Origin of the sequence: Paenibacillus sp. ATY16 (assembly GCF_003399985.2) — a bacterium.
Lineage (GTDB): Bacteria > Bacillota > Bacilli > Paenibacillales > Paenibacillaceae > Pristimantibacillus > Pristimantibacillus glycanilyticus.
Genome location: NZ_NMOK02000032.1, coordinates 114,573 through 128,970 on the forward strand (window position 1 = coordinate 114,573; position 14,398 = coordinate 128,970).

At 52.2% G+C, this 14,398-nt stretch carries 15 protein-coding genes and 1 pseudogene; 14 read left to right on the top strand and 2 right to left on the bottom strand.

Going from position 1 to position 14,398, the window contains the following annotated elements:
* The first annotated feature begins 35 nt into the window (after window positions 1-35).
* From smc to trmD, 8 genes are all read left to right on the top strand, one after another.
* Window positions 36-3,623, top strand: coding sequence for a chromosome segregation protein SMC (gene smc, locus CFI03_RS18510; protein WP_248758466.1), 3,588 nt, complete (start codon window positions 36-38; stop codon window positions 3,621-3,623).
* 35 nt (window positions 3,624-3,658) lie between these two features.
* Window positions 3,659-4,657 carry a signal recognition particle-docking protein FtsY gene (gene ftsY, locus CFI03_RS18515; RefSeq protein ID WP_127499260.1) on the top strand — a complete coding sequence of 333 codons (999 nt, stop codon included), beginning with the start codon at window positions 3,659-3,661 and terminating at the stop codon, window positions 4,655-4,657.
* 117 nt (window positions 4,658-4,774) lie between these two features.
* Window positions 4,775-5,176, top strand: a complete 402-nt coding sequence (ylxM, locus tag CFI03_RS18520; RefSeq protein ID WP_236013172.1) for a YlxM family DNA-binding protein — start codon at window positions 4,775-4,777, stop codon at window positions 5,174-5,176.
* Complete coding sequence (gene ffh, locus CFI03_RS18525; protein ID WP_127499257.1) at window positions 5,155-6,543, top strand: signal recognition particle protein; 1,389 nt, start codon at window positions 5,155-5,157, stop codon at window positions 6,541-6,543. The genes ylxM and ffh overlap by 22 nt, the downstream gene beginning before the upstream one ends.
* A gap of 42 nt (window positions 6,544-6,585) precedes the next feature.
* The gene (rpsP, locus tag CFI03_RS18530; RefSeq protein WP_015845058.1) at window positions 6,586-6,858 is read left to right on the top strand and encodes a 30S ribosomal protein S16; all 273 of its coding nucleotides are present in this window, start codon (window positions 6,586-6,588) and stop codon (window positions 6,856-6,858) included.
* Between the two features lie 25 nt (window positions 6,859-6,883).
* A complete protein-coding gene (locus CFI03_RS18535; RefSeq protein WP_127499255.1) occupies window positions 6,884-7,114 on the top strand; it encodes a KH domain-containing protein in 231 nt (76 codons plus the stop codon).
* Window positions 7,115-7,187: 73 nt separating this feature from the next.
* Window positions 7,188-7,706: a ribosome maturation factor RimM gene (rimM, locus tag CFI03_RS18540; protein ID WP_248758468.1), complete on the top strand. Its 519-nt coding sequence runs from the start codon at window positions 7,188-7,190 to the stop codon at window positions 7,704-7,706.
* A gap of 2 nt (window positions 7,707-7,708) precedes the next feature.
* Complete coding sequence (gene trmD / locus CFI03_RS18545) at window positions 7,709-8,455, top strand: tRNA (guanosine(37)-N1)-methyltransferase TrmD (protein ID WP_248758490.1); 747 nt, start codon at window positions 7,709-7,711, stop codon at window positions 8,453-8,455.
* A 577-nt stretch (window positions 8,456-9,032) separates the two neighbouring features.
* Here trmD and CFI03_RS18550 read toward each other — a convergent pair.
* Both CFI03_RS18550 and CFI03_RS18555 read right to left on the bottom strand, forming a co-directional pair.
* A complete protein-coding gene (locus CFI03_RS18550) occupies window positions 9,033-9,338 on the bottom strand; it encodes a complement C1q domain-containing protein (RefSeq protein WP_248758470.1) in 306 nt (101 codons plus the stop codon).
* A 185-nt stretch (window positions 9,339-9,523) separates the two neighbouring features.
* A complete protein-coding gene (locus tag CFI03_RS18555; RefSeq protein WP_248758471.1) occupies window positions 9,524-9,982 on the bottom strand; it encodes a C1q-like domain-containing protein in 459 nt (152 codons plus the stop codon).
* 318 nt (window positions 9,983-10,300) lie between these two features.
* On the opposite strand from CFI03_RS18555, the gene rplS reads away from it, so the two are divergent.
* From rplS to CFI03_RS18585, 6 genes and pseudogenes are all read left to right on the top strand, one after another.
* The gene (gene rplS, locus CFI03_RS18560) at window positions 10,301-10,642 is read left to right on the top strand and encodes a 50S ribosomal protein L19 (protein WP_015845052.1); all 342 of its coding nucleotides are present in this window, start codon (window positions 10,301-10,303) and stop codon (window positions 10,640-10,642) included.
* A 107-nt stretch (window positions 10,643-10,749) separates the two neighbouring features.
* Window positions 10,750-11,427 (top strand): signal peptidase I, encoded by a 678-nt coding sequence (gene lepB, locus CFI03_RS18565; RefSeq protein ID WP_248758472.1) that lies wholly within the window; start codon window positions 10,750-10,752, stop codon window positions 11,425-11,427.
* A gap of 20 nt (window positions 11,428-11,447) precedes the next feature.
* Window positions 11,448-12,338 (top strand): ribosome biogenesis GTPase YlqF, encoded by an 891-nt coding sequence (gene ylqF, locus CFI03_RS18570; protein WP_127499245.1) that lies wholly within the window; start codon window positions 11,448-11,450, stop codon window positions 12,336-12,338.
* 5 nt (window positions 12,339-12,343) lie between these two features.
* A complete protein-coding gene (locus CFI03_RS18575; RefSeq protein ID WP_248758473.1) occupies window positions 12,344-12,955 on the top strand; it encodes a ribonuclease HII in 612 nt (203 codons plus the stop codon).
* 91 nt (window positions 12,956-13,046) lie between these two features.
* Window positions 13,047-13,556, top strand: a complete 510-nt coding sequence (locus CFI03_RS18580) for a DUF4269 domain-containing protein (protein ID WP_283094603.1) — start codon at window positions 13,047-13,049, stop codon at window positions 13,554-13,556.
* Window positions 13,557-13,682: 126 nt separating this feature from the next.
* Window positions 13,683-14,398, top strand: a pseudogene (locus CFI03_RS18585) (DNA ligase); the annotation flags it as partial.

Below are 14,398 nucleotides of genomic sequence, written 5' to 3' on the forward strand. Positions count from 1 at the left end.
TGTGTTACAATAGGCGATGAGGTGAAAGCCAGGTTATGTTCCTGAAACGGATAGAATTATCGGGATTTAAATCGTTTGCCGACAAGACGGAAATGGAATTCGTCACCGGCATTACGGCTGTCGTTGGACCTAACGGCAGCGGTAAAAGCAATATATCGGACGGCATCCGCTGGGTGCTGGGCGAGCAAAGCGCCAAGAGTCTTCGCGGCGGCAAAATGGAGGATATCATTTTTGCCGGAAGCGACGCACGCAAGGCGGTCAACTACGGAGAAGTATCGCTGACGCTCGATAACGGCGATGGGGCGCTGCCGCTTGAATATAATGAAGTGACGGTTACCCGCCGCGTCCATCGGAGCGGCGATAGCGAATATATGATTAACAAGCAGTCTTGCCGGTTGAAGGATATTACCGAGCTGTTTATGGATACGGGGATCGGCAAAGAAGCCTATTCCATTATCGGACAAGGCCGCATTGAAGAAATATTGAGTACCCGGTCGGAAGACCGCAGGGGTATTTTCGAAGAAGCTTCAGGCATTGTTAAATACAAGTCGCGTAAACGCGAAGCCCAGCGCAAGCTGGAAGACACGGAGAACAACCTGCTCCGGATCCATGACCTTGTGACGGAGCTGGAGGATCAGGTAGAGCCGCTGCGCATTCAATCGGAGAAAGCCATCCACTTCAAGCAGCTAAGGGAGCAATTGAAGACGCAGGAGATCTCGATGTACGTACATAACATTGAGAATGTGTACGGCTCTTGGTCGGAATCGAACGCCAAGCTGGAGCGTTTGAAGCGTGAACAGCTGGAGCTGTCTACCGTTGTAAGCAAGCATGATGCCCATCTGGAGAAAGACCGCCAGGCGCTTCGCGAGCTGGAGGAAGCGCTGGACCGTCTTCATGCGGACATGCTTCACTACAGTGAAGAGTACGAGAAATGCGAAGGCTACGGCGAGGTTCTGAAGGAACGGAAGAAAAATCTGGAGCAAAATAAAAAGCAGCTCGAAGAAACGATTTCCGCCCAGGACGAGAGAATCGCCGCGCTGACCAGCGAGGAAGCGGAATTCCGCAATCGCGCCGCGGTATTGGAATTGCAGCTGGCTGAGCTGAAGCATAAGCTTGCTGTCGAGGAAGATAACCTAATCGGCGTATCGGGCGGTACCGCGGTGGATGCCGAGGAGATGCTGAAGGGCGAATTGCTCGAAGTGCTCAGCACGATGGCTCAGTTGCGCAACGAAATCCGTTACGCTGCCCAGCAGCAGGAAGCGGTTCAACGCCGCATGGAGCGTCTCAGCGATGAGGAAGCCAAGTGGGCGGAACAGCAGCGTAAGCTGAATGCACGGAGAGCAGAGCTTGAGAAGCAGCTTGAAGCTACTCTCGATGCGATCGGCAAGGCGCGCACCAAGTATATCGACCAGGCAGAGAAAGCCAAGGAGCTTGGCCAAATTTCCGAGGATGCGACGACCGCTCTGCGCAAATGGGAGCAGAAGCTCGATGCGCAAGTTTCGCGGCGCGACACGATGAAGGAAATGCAGGACGCTTTGGACGGCTTTATGCATGGCGTCCGCGAAGTGCTTAAAGCTTCCCGCAGATCTTCCGGCTCCGGAGGAATCAGCGGCGTGCACGGCGCCGTGGCCGAGCTCGTCCGCGTGCCCGAGAGAATAGAGACGGCCGTGGAAACCGCGTTGGGCGGGGCTCTGCAGCATATCGTTATGGAAGACGAGAAATCGGCACGCAGCGCAATCTCCTTCCTGAAGCAGCGTCAGCTGGGCCGAGCGACGTTCCTTCCGCTTGACGTTATCCGGGGCCGTCACGTTCCCGAGCATGAAAAGCGGATGGCGGAGTCGGTAGACGGCTTTGTTGGCGTAGCGGCAGATTTGGTGTCCTGCGAACCGCGTTACGAAGCGATTATTCAAAATTTGCTCGGTAACGTGCTTTTGGCCGAAACTCTTGAGCAAGCCAACCGTATAGCATCCAAATGCCAATACCGCTACCGCGTCGTAACGCTGGAAGGCGATGTCGTGAATGCCGGCGGTTCGATGACAGGCGGCAGCCTTCAGAAGAAGGGGGCAAGCCTGCTGGGCCGTCAGCGCCAGATTGAAGCATTGGACCAAGAGATAATGGAAGGCGAGAAAACAATCGTCCAGCTGCGGGACAAGTTAAGCGATATCCGCAAGGAACAGTCGATCCTCTCGCAAAACATGGAGGAGCTTCGCTCGCAGGCTGAGCAATACCGGATTGACGAGCAGCAGGTTCGCGCCGAGCTGCAGCAGCTGAGCAATGAGGCGAAGCATCTAACCGAACAAGAGCAGCTGTTTACGGCAGACCGCACGAATCATACGGCAGAGCAGAAGTCGATGCTGGATATGGCGGCGGAGGCCGAAGTGCGTCTTGAACAGCTGACGGCGGACGAAGCCCGTCTGCAAGAAGCGATCAGGCTTGCCGAAGAGCGCCGCAAGGCAAGCGAATCGGCGAAAGAGGAGCTTCAGGTTCAGCTTACGGATTTGAAAATTTCCGTCGCGAAGACCGATCAGGAGAAGCAATCCTTCGAGGATCAGGCCGCGCGCGTCCGTGCCGATATTCAGCGCGCCAAGCAGGAGCTTGCAAGCTCAAGGAATCTTTTGAGCCAGCAGGATGCCGAAATAGAACGACATAGCGGGGAGACGGTCGCCCAGATTGAGCAGCTTAATCATCTGCGCCTGAAGAAACAGGAATGCGCGGAACAGACGGACCTGAAGCGCTCAGCCCGCGCTGACCGCGTGAAGGAGCTCGAGCAGGGCGAGAGCGATACGAAGGAACAGCGCGGACAGCTCCGCCAGGTGGAAGAGCAGATGCGCCAGACCGAAATTGCGGCAAACCGCCTCGACGTGGAGCTGGACAACCTGCTCCGCAAGCTTAGCGAAGAGTATGAACTCAGCTTCGAGCTTGCGAAGGAGCAATATCCGGTGCCGGAGGACATCGTTGGCACGCAAAACGCGGTCCGCGATATCAAGCGTCAAATTACGGCGCTTGGCGACGTGAACCTTGGTGCAATCGAAGAGTATGAGCGCGTAAGAGAGCGTTTCGAGTTCCTGACCGAGCAGAAGGATGACCTGGTGGAAGCGAAAACGACCTTGTATCAGGTTATCCGCGAGATGGATGAAGAAATGTCCAAGCGTTTCCGGTCAACCTTCGAACAGATCCGCAGACATTTCGTGGTTGTATTCGCGAAGTTGTTTGGCGGAGGCCGGGCAGACCTGGTTCTGGTAGATCCTGAGCGGGTATTGGATACAGGGATTGATATCGTCGCTCAGCCTCCGGGCAAAAAGCTGCAAAACCTGCAGCTGCTATCCGGCGGAGAACGGGCGCTCACGGCTATTGCCTTATTGTTTGCCATTCTGCAGGTGAAGCCGGTGCCGTTCTGCGTGCTTGACGAAGTTGAAGCGGCGCTTGATGAAGCGAACGTTGCCCGTTTTGCCCAATATTTGCGCGAGTTCTCCGGACTTACCCAGTTTATCGTCGTAACGCACCGCAAAGGCACGATGGAAGAAGCCGACGTACTCTATGGCGTAACGATGGAAGAAGGCGGCGTATCGAAGCTGGTATCCGTGCGCCTGGAAGAAGAGGCGGAAGAGCAGGAATCCGCTTAAAAAGCGGCCTAATAGGATGGAGGACTTGAACCCGAATGAGTTTTTTCAAAAAGCTGAAGGAAAGCATCGCTTCGAAGACCGAAGCGGTAACGTCGATATTTAAGGAAGGCTTGACCAAGACGCGCGTTGCTCTTGTCGAGAAGGTCGAAGAGCTGATTACGCGCCGCAAAAAAATCGATGAAGAGTTTTACGAGGAGCTCGAGGAAATTCTCATCGGCGCCGATGTTGGCGTCAACACGGTTATGACGTTGATCGATGATCTCCGCGCCGAAGTGAAGAAGCGGAAAATCGAGCAGGCAGCCGAGCTGCAGCCAATCCTTTCGGAAAAGCTGATCGGTCTGCTGAAGGGGGAGCAAAACCCCGGCCTGCAAATGGCGAAGAGCGGCATTACCGTAATTTTGTTCGTTGGCGTCAACGGCGTAGGCAAGACAACAACGATCGGCAAGCTCGCCCACAAGTTCAAAAGCGAAGGCAAAAGCGTGCTTCTGGCGGCGGGCGACACGTTCCGCGCGGCTGCTATCGAGCAGCTTGAAGTATGGGGGCAGCGCGTAGGCGTTGAAGTAATCAAGCAGCAGTCCGGTTCCGACCCTGCCGCGGTTATGTTCGATGCGGTGCAAGCGGCCAAGCAGCGCGGCGTTGACGTTCTGCTCTGCGATACGGCCGGCCGTCTCCAGAACAAAACAAACCTGATGGAGGAGCTGAACAAGATTTTCCGCGTTATTCAGCGCGAAATTCCGGATGCTCCGCACGAAGTGCTGCTCGTGCTCGACGCGACGACAGGCCAGAACGCTCTCAGCCAAGCGAAGCTCTTTGGCGAGAAAAGCGGCGTTACCGGTCTTGTTCTGACCAAGCTGGACGGTACGGCAAAAGGCGGCATCGTCATCGCTATCCGCAATGAACTGAACCTTCCTGTGAAGCTGGTAGGTCTTGGCGAGAAGATGACGGATCTGCAGGAATTCGACTCGGAGCAGTTCGTTCATGCCTTGTTTGCAGGGCTGATCCAGCGCGAAGAAGAACAGTCGGAAACAAATTAAATAAGTGACAAGGACAAAAGCTTGACAGTGCCATCGGGGATCGTGTAAGATAAGAGACGTTGTGACACTGTCAAGGCTTTTTGCTTGACGGATGATGTTGAAAGGGGCTTAGAGCGGATGACCATACATGAACCGGATGCCCTAGCCAAGACAACACGCATCAACTTGTTATTTGATTTCTACGAGCCGCTGCTCACGGAGAAACAGCGGACCTTCTTAAAATATTATTTTCACGACGATTACTCGCTTGGCGAGATCGCAGCCGAATCCGGCATCAGCCGGCAGGCCGTTTATGAACATGTGAAGCGGGCGGAGCAGGTGCTTGAAGGCTATGAAGCCAAGCTAAGCCTGGTTGCCAAGCATGAATTCATGCAGCAGCTTGCCGCAGGGCTGGAACGGAAGGTTGCCGAGCTGCCAATCGATCCTACTTATAAGCAAGAGCTACTTAAAGACATAGAGCAGTTAACGAAGACTGATAGTGACGGAGGTGACGAATCATGGCGGCATTTGAGAGCTTAACGAACCGGTTGCAAAATGTGTTCAGCAAGCTGAGAGGCAAAGGCAAAGTAACGGAAGAAGATTTGAATGAGGCAATGCGCGAGGTGCGTCTTGCGCTGCTCGAAGCTGACGTTAACTTTAAAGTCGTCAAAGATTTTATCGCCAAAGTGAAAGAGAAAGCGCTTGGTCTTGATGTTTCCAAGAGCTTTACGCCAGGCATGGTCGTCATCGACATCGTTAACAAAGAGTTAACGGAATTGATGGGCGGCACGCAAAGCAAGCTTGCAAAGGCGAACAAGCCTCCTACCGTTATTATGATGGTTGGTCTGCAAGGCGCGGGTAAAACGACCACAACGGCCAAGCTGGCCAAATTGCTCCAAAAGGGCAACAGCAAGCCGCTCCTCGTTGCGTGCGACATTTACCGTCCTGCGGCGATCAAGCAGCTCCAAGTGCTTGGCGAGCAGATCAACGCGCCGGTATTCTCGCTTGGCGATCAGACCTCGCCGGTTGAGATTGCAAAAGCAGGCTTAGCGCATGCGAAAGAAAACCATAACGATTACGTTATCTTCGATACCGCGGGCAGGCTGCATATCGATGAAGCGCTGATGGAAGAGCTGAAGCAAATCCATCAGAACGTGAAGCCCGATGAAGTCTTGCTCGTCGTTGACGCAATGACCGGTCAAGATGCGGTTAACGTAGCGCAAAGCTTCCATGATCAGCTTGAACTGACGGGTGTCGTTCTTACGAAGCTTGACGGCGATACGCGCGGCGGTGCCGCATTGTCCGTCAAAGCGGTAACCGGCAAGCCGATCAAATTCGCGGCAATGGGCGAGAAGATTGACGCGCTCGAGCCGTTCCATCCGGACCGGATGGCTTCCCGTATTCTCGGGATGGGGGATATGCTGTCGCTGATCGAGAAAGCGCAAGCGAACATTGATGCCGATAAAGCGGCAGAGATGGAACGCAAGATGCGGACCGCCGAATTTACTTTCGACGACTTCCTTGAGCAGATGGCGCAAATCCGCAACCTGGGACCGTTGGATCAGCTTATGGATATGCTGCCCGGCATGAACAAGATGAAGGGCAACATGAAGGATCTGAAGGTGGACGAGAAGCAGATCAACCGCGTTGAAGCGATTGTCCGCTCGATGACGAAGGCAGAGAAGCAAAAGCCTGAGCTTCTGAACCACAGCCGCCGCAAACGCGTAGCCGCGGGCAGCGGTACGTCGATTACGGAAGTTAACCGGCTTATCAAGCAGTTCGAAGACATGCGCAAGATGATGAAGCAGTTCTCGTCCATGATGGGCCCTAAAGGTCCAAAGGGCGGAATGAAAGGTCTGAAGGGCATGCTCGGCAAAGGCGGAAAAGGGTTTAAATTCCCGTTCTAAGATATAAAAGCGCAGTTGATTAATCGAAGGAGGTGAATTTCCATGGCAGTACGTATTCGTCTGAAACGTATGGGTGCTCACAAGGCTCCATTCTACCGCGTTGTCGTTTCTAACTCCCGTTCCCCACGTGACGGTCGCTTTATCGAAGAAATCGGTACTTACAACCCGGTTGCTCAACCGGCTCAAGTAACGATCGACGAAGAGAAAGCGTTGAAATGGCTGCAAACAGGAGCTCAAGCTTCTGATACAGTTCGCGACTTGCTTTCCAAAGCAGGTGTCCTGAAAAAGTTCCATGAGCTTAAGCAACAGAAATAACTGTTGAATAGCGGAGGGCCTTGAAATGAAAGAATTGATTCTTGTCATAGCAAAGGCGTTAGTGGATCATCCAGAGGACGTGCGCGTGAATGAGCGAGAGGATGATCGCGGTACGGTGTACGAGCTGTCGGTCCACGCCGATGATATCGGCAAAGTAATCGGCAAGCAGGGACGGATTGCGAAAGCAATTCGTGCCGTCGTTACGTCAGCGGCCATCAAATCCCAGAAGCGCGTTATCGTAGACATCATATCGTAAAAGCATACGATGCAGGGTTAGGATAATTATCCTAGCCCTTTTTCGTACAAATAGAGACGGGTGGTTACATACGATGAGCAAAAAATATTTTAATGTGGGCAAGCTGGTTAATACGCATGGTCTGCGCGGCGAAGTTAAAGTATTGCCCCAGACGGATTTCGCCGAATCCCGGTTTGCGAGCGGAAGCAAGCTTTCCCTGCAGCATCCTGACAACGGACAAAAGCTTGAAGTAGAAGTAACCGGGGCCAAGGAGCATAAAGGGATGTTTATCCTGAAGCTGAAGGGTTATAACGATATTAACGAAGTTGAAAAATATAAAGGCTGGACGCTGAAAATCGGCGAGGAAGAATTAGAACAGCTCGATGACGGCGAATACTACTATCATGAAATCATGGGCTGCCGGGTATTAACGGAAGATGGCGAAGAGCTTGGTACCATCTCGGATATTCTCCGTCCGGGTGCCAATGATGTATGGGTTGTTGATATGCCGAAGAAAAAGCAGCTGCTCCTGCCGGTGATCGACGAAGTCCTGCTCAAAGTTGACGTGGCTAATAAAACGGTAACAGTACGGTTGCTGGAAGGGCTGATCTAATGATGCGCATCGATGTGCTGACGCTGTTCCCGGAAATGTTCGACGGCGTATTTGGCGCGAGCATCCTGGGCAAAGCTAAGGATAAAGGAATTGTATCGCTTGAAGCGATTAACTTCCGCGAATATTCCAATAACAAGCATAATACCGTTGACGATTATCCTTACGGCGGAGGCGGCGGTATGGTCCTTAAGCCTGAACCGGTATTTGCCGCGGTAGAGGATCTAATGGCAAAGAAGGAGAGCGGAGCGCGTCCCCGGGTTATTCTGATGTGCCCGCAGGGTGAAACCTTTACGCAAAAAAAGGCCGAGGAACTTGCGAAGGAAGAGCATCTCGTGCTGATCTGCGGTCATTACGAAGGCTACGACGAGCGTATTCGCGAGCACCTGGTAACCGATGAGCTGTCGATTGGCGATTACGTGTTAACAGGCGGAGAAATTCCGGCAATGACCGTCATTGACAGCGTTGTCCGGCTGCTGCCAGGCGTACTCGGAAACGAGACATCCGCTGTTACGGATTCGTATAGCACGGGTCTGCTGGAATATCCGCATTACACGCGTCCGCCCGTATTTAGAGACTGGGCGGTGCCCGATGTTCTCGTATCCGGCAATCATGCCAAGATTGATACCTGGCGACGCGAGCAGTCGCTGCTGCGGACGCTTAAGCGCCGTCCCGATCTGCTGGAGAAGGCAGAGCTGACGGATAAGGAACGCAAATGGCTGACGCTTCAGGAACAAGATCAGTCCACGTAAAAAAGAACCGTCGCACAGCCTATATGGCCTGAGCAGGCGGTTCTTTTTTGCATGATTATATGCAGCTTGTACCGGACGGCTCGCTGCAAGGTTCCGGGTGTTGTTCGAAATGGCCCGGAAAGCCGATTTCGGGACATCTTTTTTCTGGCTCTTTTTTGGCGATGAATTTTACCGGTTTACACACGCATTTAACGGGTTTACAAACGCATTTGGCCGGTTTACAACCATGTCCGCATTTTCTTTTCCTTTTGGAACAGCTTTTCTTTTTGCAGGAACCATATCCGGTTTTTTTTGCATATGAGCGGTACCCGTATCCCGAAGTATTTACTGCTTGTTTTTTTGTTGGCATTGTCCATAACCTCCAATCTGTATAAAGTGTTGCAAAAAATACCGACTCCTTGTAAGGAATCTGCAATTCTCGTATGCAATTAACGAATTCTTTTTCCTCTGAAGCGCGTGGAAAAACCTTTTAGAATAACGCCGCCTGAAACATGGGATGAAGCGGACAATTTGACTACGTCTCCCTTTCGGAGCCTTTTGACTGCAGCAGCTGTTATAAATTCGCGGTCAGAATTAATCACTTTACTGCCGGCAAACACAACGAAATCATTGACAGTAAGAAGAAGGGATACCTCGTCGGCTCTTTCGAGCCTCTTTTGTAAAGAATGCTGCCGAATAAAGAGTAGACACCGTCATGCTTTGGTATAAACGTGGAAGTGACGGGATCATATTCGTTTGCCGCGTCAAAGATAACTTTGCCGTACTTTACGGTAACGCCAAACTCCGGTCTGCCGATGGATTGATTTTTTGCGGAGATGGCTTTGAAAGCTGATTTGAACGACCGTGGACGGCATGTCCCTTTTTTCACTTTGCGGATCGACATAAGACATGACCTCCCTTCATAAGAAATGATTGCTGAAATAGCAATACTCCAGAGTATGCGTATTGAGATTTGATAGAAACGGCAGGAGTCGCGAATCTAGCAAATAGGCTGCGCGCGAAAAAAGAACTCACCAGTCGAATATTCTCAAACTGGCGAGTTCTTCGTTTGTTTACCGAATGAACGAATTAGCGGACACGGAACCCTTCGAAACGCGTTCCCGCACCGGAAGCTATGGCGCCGCTTACGGTTGCTTGCAGAAATACTTGCACTTCGTCGCCTTTTTTGAGCTTGGCGGTACCCGAAGTCATGACAACTCCGCGGCCCGCGCTTAAGGTCTGAACGACGGGCAATTGCGATGTATCGTTTACGAAAATAACGAGCGTCACCGTTACGGGATCGGAGGTCTCCGTTGAGTAAAAGGCGCTTGCGAAAAACGCATAAACTCCGTTTTGCTTGGCGGTGAAGGTAGACGTAGCGGGTTTGTATTCCTTATTAAAGTCGTATTGCTCTTGCCCGTAAAGCACTTGCGGTACGGTAGCGGATGAAACGTTTTGGAATTGATCGGAGATTGCGCGGAACGCCGATTTGCGGATTACGCCCGTTTTGCTCTTTGCATTGCCTCTGGCTGCCTTTTTCTTATCCATCGCTTATCCTCGCTTCTATTCATTAATAGCTTACTATATGATAGAAGCCTTCCGGCAGAAACGGCATATAGCTGTAAGTCCATGAAATAGGCTGTATATCATGTTGCAACGTGTATAACGCTTATCTTTTGGATATACTGGAGAAATAATAGAATTTTTGCGGGCAATGCGGAATATTAGGTTGAAAAAAGTTCTACGCTGTGATAAAATTTCAAATGTTGTTCGTATTAATCGGGCGGTCCGCTAATAGTGATGACGCTGCTCATAGGAGCAGAAAGAGCTATTAAGAACGTCTATGGTGGAAGGAGTGAAACTACAATGAATCTTTTACAAACGATTGCTCAGGAACAGCTTCGTCAAGACCTTCCTAGCTTCCGTCCTGGTGACACGCTGAAAGTACACGTTAAAGTTATCGAGGGCACGCGCGAGCGTATTCAGTTGTTCGAAGGCGTTGTAATCAAACGTCGCGGCGGCGGAATCAGCGAAACTTTCACAGTTCGCAAAATTTCGTACGGTGTTGGTGTGGAAAGAACTTTCCCGCTGCATTCGCCAAAACTCGAGAAAATTGAAGTTGCTCGTCGCGGTAAAGTGCGTCGCGCGAAACTGTACTATCTTCGCGAACTGCGCGGTAAAGCTGCGAGAATTAAAGAAATTCGTTAAGATCAAACGACAAGAGGGGCTTGCTCAAAACAAGCTCCTTTTCGTTATTTTGACAGGACTTGCTATGTACGAATAGGGACACTATAGAATGGAAAGAAGGCGTACTGGTGAATTCACAACAACATAATGAAGATTCGAATCAGCAAACAGAAGCAATAAATGGATCTGGACTGAATACATCAGGACCCGCAGACGCAAAAAAGGGCGGACGAGCATACAAGGAAATTGTAGATTGGATTAAAGCGCTCGCGATCGCGGTCATTCTCGTGTTTGTTATCCGTACGTTCCTGTTCTCGCCATTTATCGTTGAAGGACCGTCTATGGAGCCTAACTTCTATACGGGCGAGCGGCTGATCGTCAACAAGCTGATTTTCAAAATCCGCGAGCCGCATCACGGAGAAGTCGTTGTATTCCATGTGCCTGATCAAGGACGTGATTTCATTAAACGGGTCATCGGCGTACCGGGCGACACGATCAAAGTCGTAGGCGACGACGTGTTCGTTAACGATCAGAAGGTGGACGAGCCTTATATTAAAGAAGCTATTGAAGCGGCACATGCCAATGGAGAGCTGTACAATACCGGCCCGGACTTCCCGAACGCGAACGTTTCGGAATCCGTTGTTCCGGACGGCAAGATTTTTGCAATGGGCGACCATCGCGGAAACAGCCAGGACAGCCGCGATATCGGCTTTGTGTCTGAAAAAGAGGTTATCGGCCGTGCAGACGCCATGTTCTGGCCGTTAAATAAAATCAGCATCATTAAGCACTACAAAGTGCACTGGTAATGTTGCAATGAGGTGAGGAAATGACCATTCAATGGTTTCCCGGTCATATGACCCGGGCAAAACGGCAAATTCAAGAGAAGCTTAAACTAATCGATATTGCCATTGAGCTATTGGATGCGCGTATTCCGCTTTCCAGCCGCAACCCTATGGTTGATGAGATACTAGGAGGCAAGCCGCGGCTGATTGTTTTGAACAAGTCGGATTTAGCCGATCCGAGGGTGACGGAGCAATGGATCGACTATTTCAAATACGAAGGTCATGAAACGGTAGCCGTCGATTCGTCGACAGGAACGCGCGTCGGTGATATTCCGGTGAAGGCGAAGGAAATATTGCAGGAGAAGATCGACCGTCAGCTGGCAAAAGGGATGAATCCCCGCGCCGTTCGGGGGCTGATCGTCGGGATCCCGAATGTCGGGAAGTCGACATTGATTAACCGCCTGGCAGGACGCAATATCGCGATTACCGGCGATAAGCCGGGCGTTACGAAAGGCCAGCAATGGATTAAAACAACATTCGACATGGATCTTCTGGATACGCCCGGTATCCTGTGGCCTAAGTTCGAGGATGAGCTAGTTGGCTACCGTCTGGCAATGACGGGTGCGATCAGAGAGCAGATCCTGAACGTGGAGGATATCGCGTTTTTCGCGGTTCGCGAGCTTGCCGAACGCTATTGGCCGGCGCTGCAGGAGCGTTTTAAGCTGGATAAGGCCCCAACCGATCCTTCCGAGTCGGATGAAATAGTACGGATTATGGAAGACATCGGCCGCCGCAGAGGCTGCCTCGTAAGCGGAGGACAAGTGGATCTGGAGAAAGCATCCGGTATTATTTTGCGGGAGCTTCGTTCCGGCAACCTTGGCCGCATAACGCTGGAAGCACCGTTCCCTGCGGCTGCGGGCAGACCGGGGGAATAACAGACGTGCTGGAATACGAAGAACGGCTATGGGCCGAGGGATATTCCGCCATTGCCGGCGTGGATGAGGTAGGCAGAGGCTGCCTGTTTGGCGACGTTGTTGCCGCAGCGGTTATTTTACCGCCTCATCTGGTGCTTGAAGGGGTTAACGACTCCAAGAAGCTGTCGGAGAAAAAGCGGAACGAGCTCTACGACATCATCGTTGACAAAAGCATTGCGTGGGCTGCGGCCCGCGTGGATGCGGAGACGATTGACCGGATCAACATCAAGCAGGCTGCAAGGCTTGCGATGAAGATTGCGCTGGAGTCGCTGCAAACGGAACCGGATTACTTACTGGTTGATGCGGAAAAGGTGGATCTTCCGAAGCCTCAGCTTGCGATCATAAAAGGGGATGCCACCAGTCAGTCGATTGCTGCCGCCTCGATCATCGCGAAGGTGACAAGAGACCGGTTGTGCGAGAAAGAATGGGAGCAGCTATATCCGGAATACGGAATTGCGATACATAAAGGCTATGCGACCAAGCTGCACCGGGAACGGCTGCTCGAATACGGAGCAAGTCCGCTTCACCGCAAATCTTTCTTGGGTAAAATTTTCGTGGAACAGCAACAGCTATTTTAAAATAAATTCCTTAATATTGTGCTAGAAAGACAGCGTACTGCTTGTAACGGAGCGATACGCTGTCTTTTTTTTTCGGGGAAAGGAGGAGCGCTTGACGGAGAGAGGAAAAGTTAATCAACGCGCGTACGAGGTTGTCGACAAGCTTGGCATTATGCGCGACTTGGCGGCATTCACGCCTGTATTGTGCGGTACGATACCAATCGCCATTGATGTGGAAGGCTCGGATCTGGACATTGCAATGGAGGTATATGATGTTGAAAGCTTTAGGGAACGCGTAGCTTTGCTATACGGGCAGCATGAGGATTTCCGCTGGAAAGAAAAGCGAATAAGGGATTTGCCGGTTTATAAAGCGAATTTTCGATACGAGGGCTTCGAGTTTGAGCTGTTTGGACAACCGGTTCCGGTGACCAAGCAACACGCGTATCTTCATATGGTTGTAGAAGCGGAGCTATTGAAGAGAAATCCGGATTTGAGGGCTCGGGTAATCCGGTTGAAGTCCCAAGGGATCAAGACGGAGCCTGCATTTGCCCGATTGCTTGGCCTTGAAGGAGACCCTTATGAGGCTTTATTAGAGCTCGGCAGAGCGCTTAGAATAATTTAGAGGCAGGACCATTCAGAAAGTCATTGCATTGTTCTTCAGAAGAAGCGGTCATCTACCGATAAATAGGGTAACAAATTGCGCGTTGTGTCGTTTCAAGCTTATGCGACAGCGGAAGAAGGTGACCAAATGAATATTGGACAGTTGGTAAGAGGGTTATTGGGCGAGTCGTCCGGCAGCGGGGATACCCGAAAGCTGGAGCTAAAGCCGGGGCAGGTTGTCCGCGGAGTCGTTCTGCAGCTGTTAGAAAATAACGAAGCAACGGTCCAAATTAACGGCGTACAGGTTCGGGCGTTTCTCGAGCTGCCGCTTGAGCCGGGGAAGTTCGCGATGCTGCAGGTGCAGCCGCAATCGGCTGGCGGATTGCTAGTGCTGAAGCAGGTGGAGAATCAGGCGGGCCTTGAAGACGTCCTGAAGGATTGGCTGAAGCAAAGCGGCCTGCCTGACCAGGAGTGGGCGGGCAACATTTTGAAGGAGCTTAGAAAAGACGGCGTGACGATGAGCCGTGACACCTTTGCGGCGCTTAAAGCGGCAACCGAGACCATGCCGCAAGGTGCGGATCCCGAGCAGTGGATGCAAGCGGCGGCGGCGGGTTTGAAGCGCGGGCTGCCGATGTCCGGCGGCACGATTGGAGCGCTGCAGCAGGTCATGTTCGGGCGTCCCGCGCACGAACTGCTGGATTCGCTGCAGCAGCAGCTTGCTGCCATCGCCGGCGAAGCATCCGGCGATGGCGACGCGGGCGCAGCCGCGCCGCGCGCAGGCGGCAGCACGCCGCAGGCGCTGCCGCAGCTGGCCGCGCGGCTGGCGGCGCTGCTCGCCGAAGGCGCAGCGCTGCAGAGCGCCGC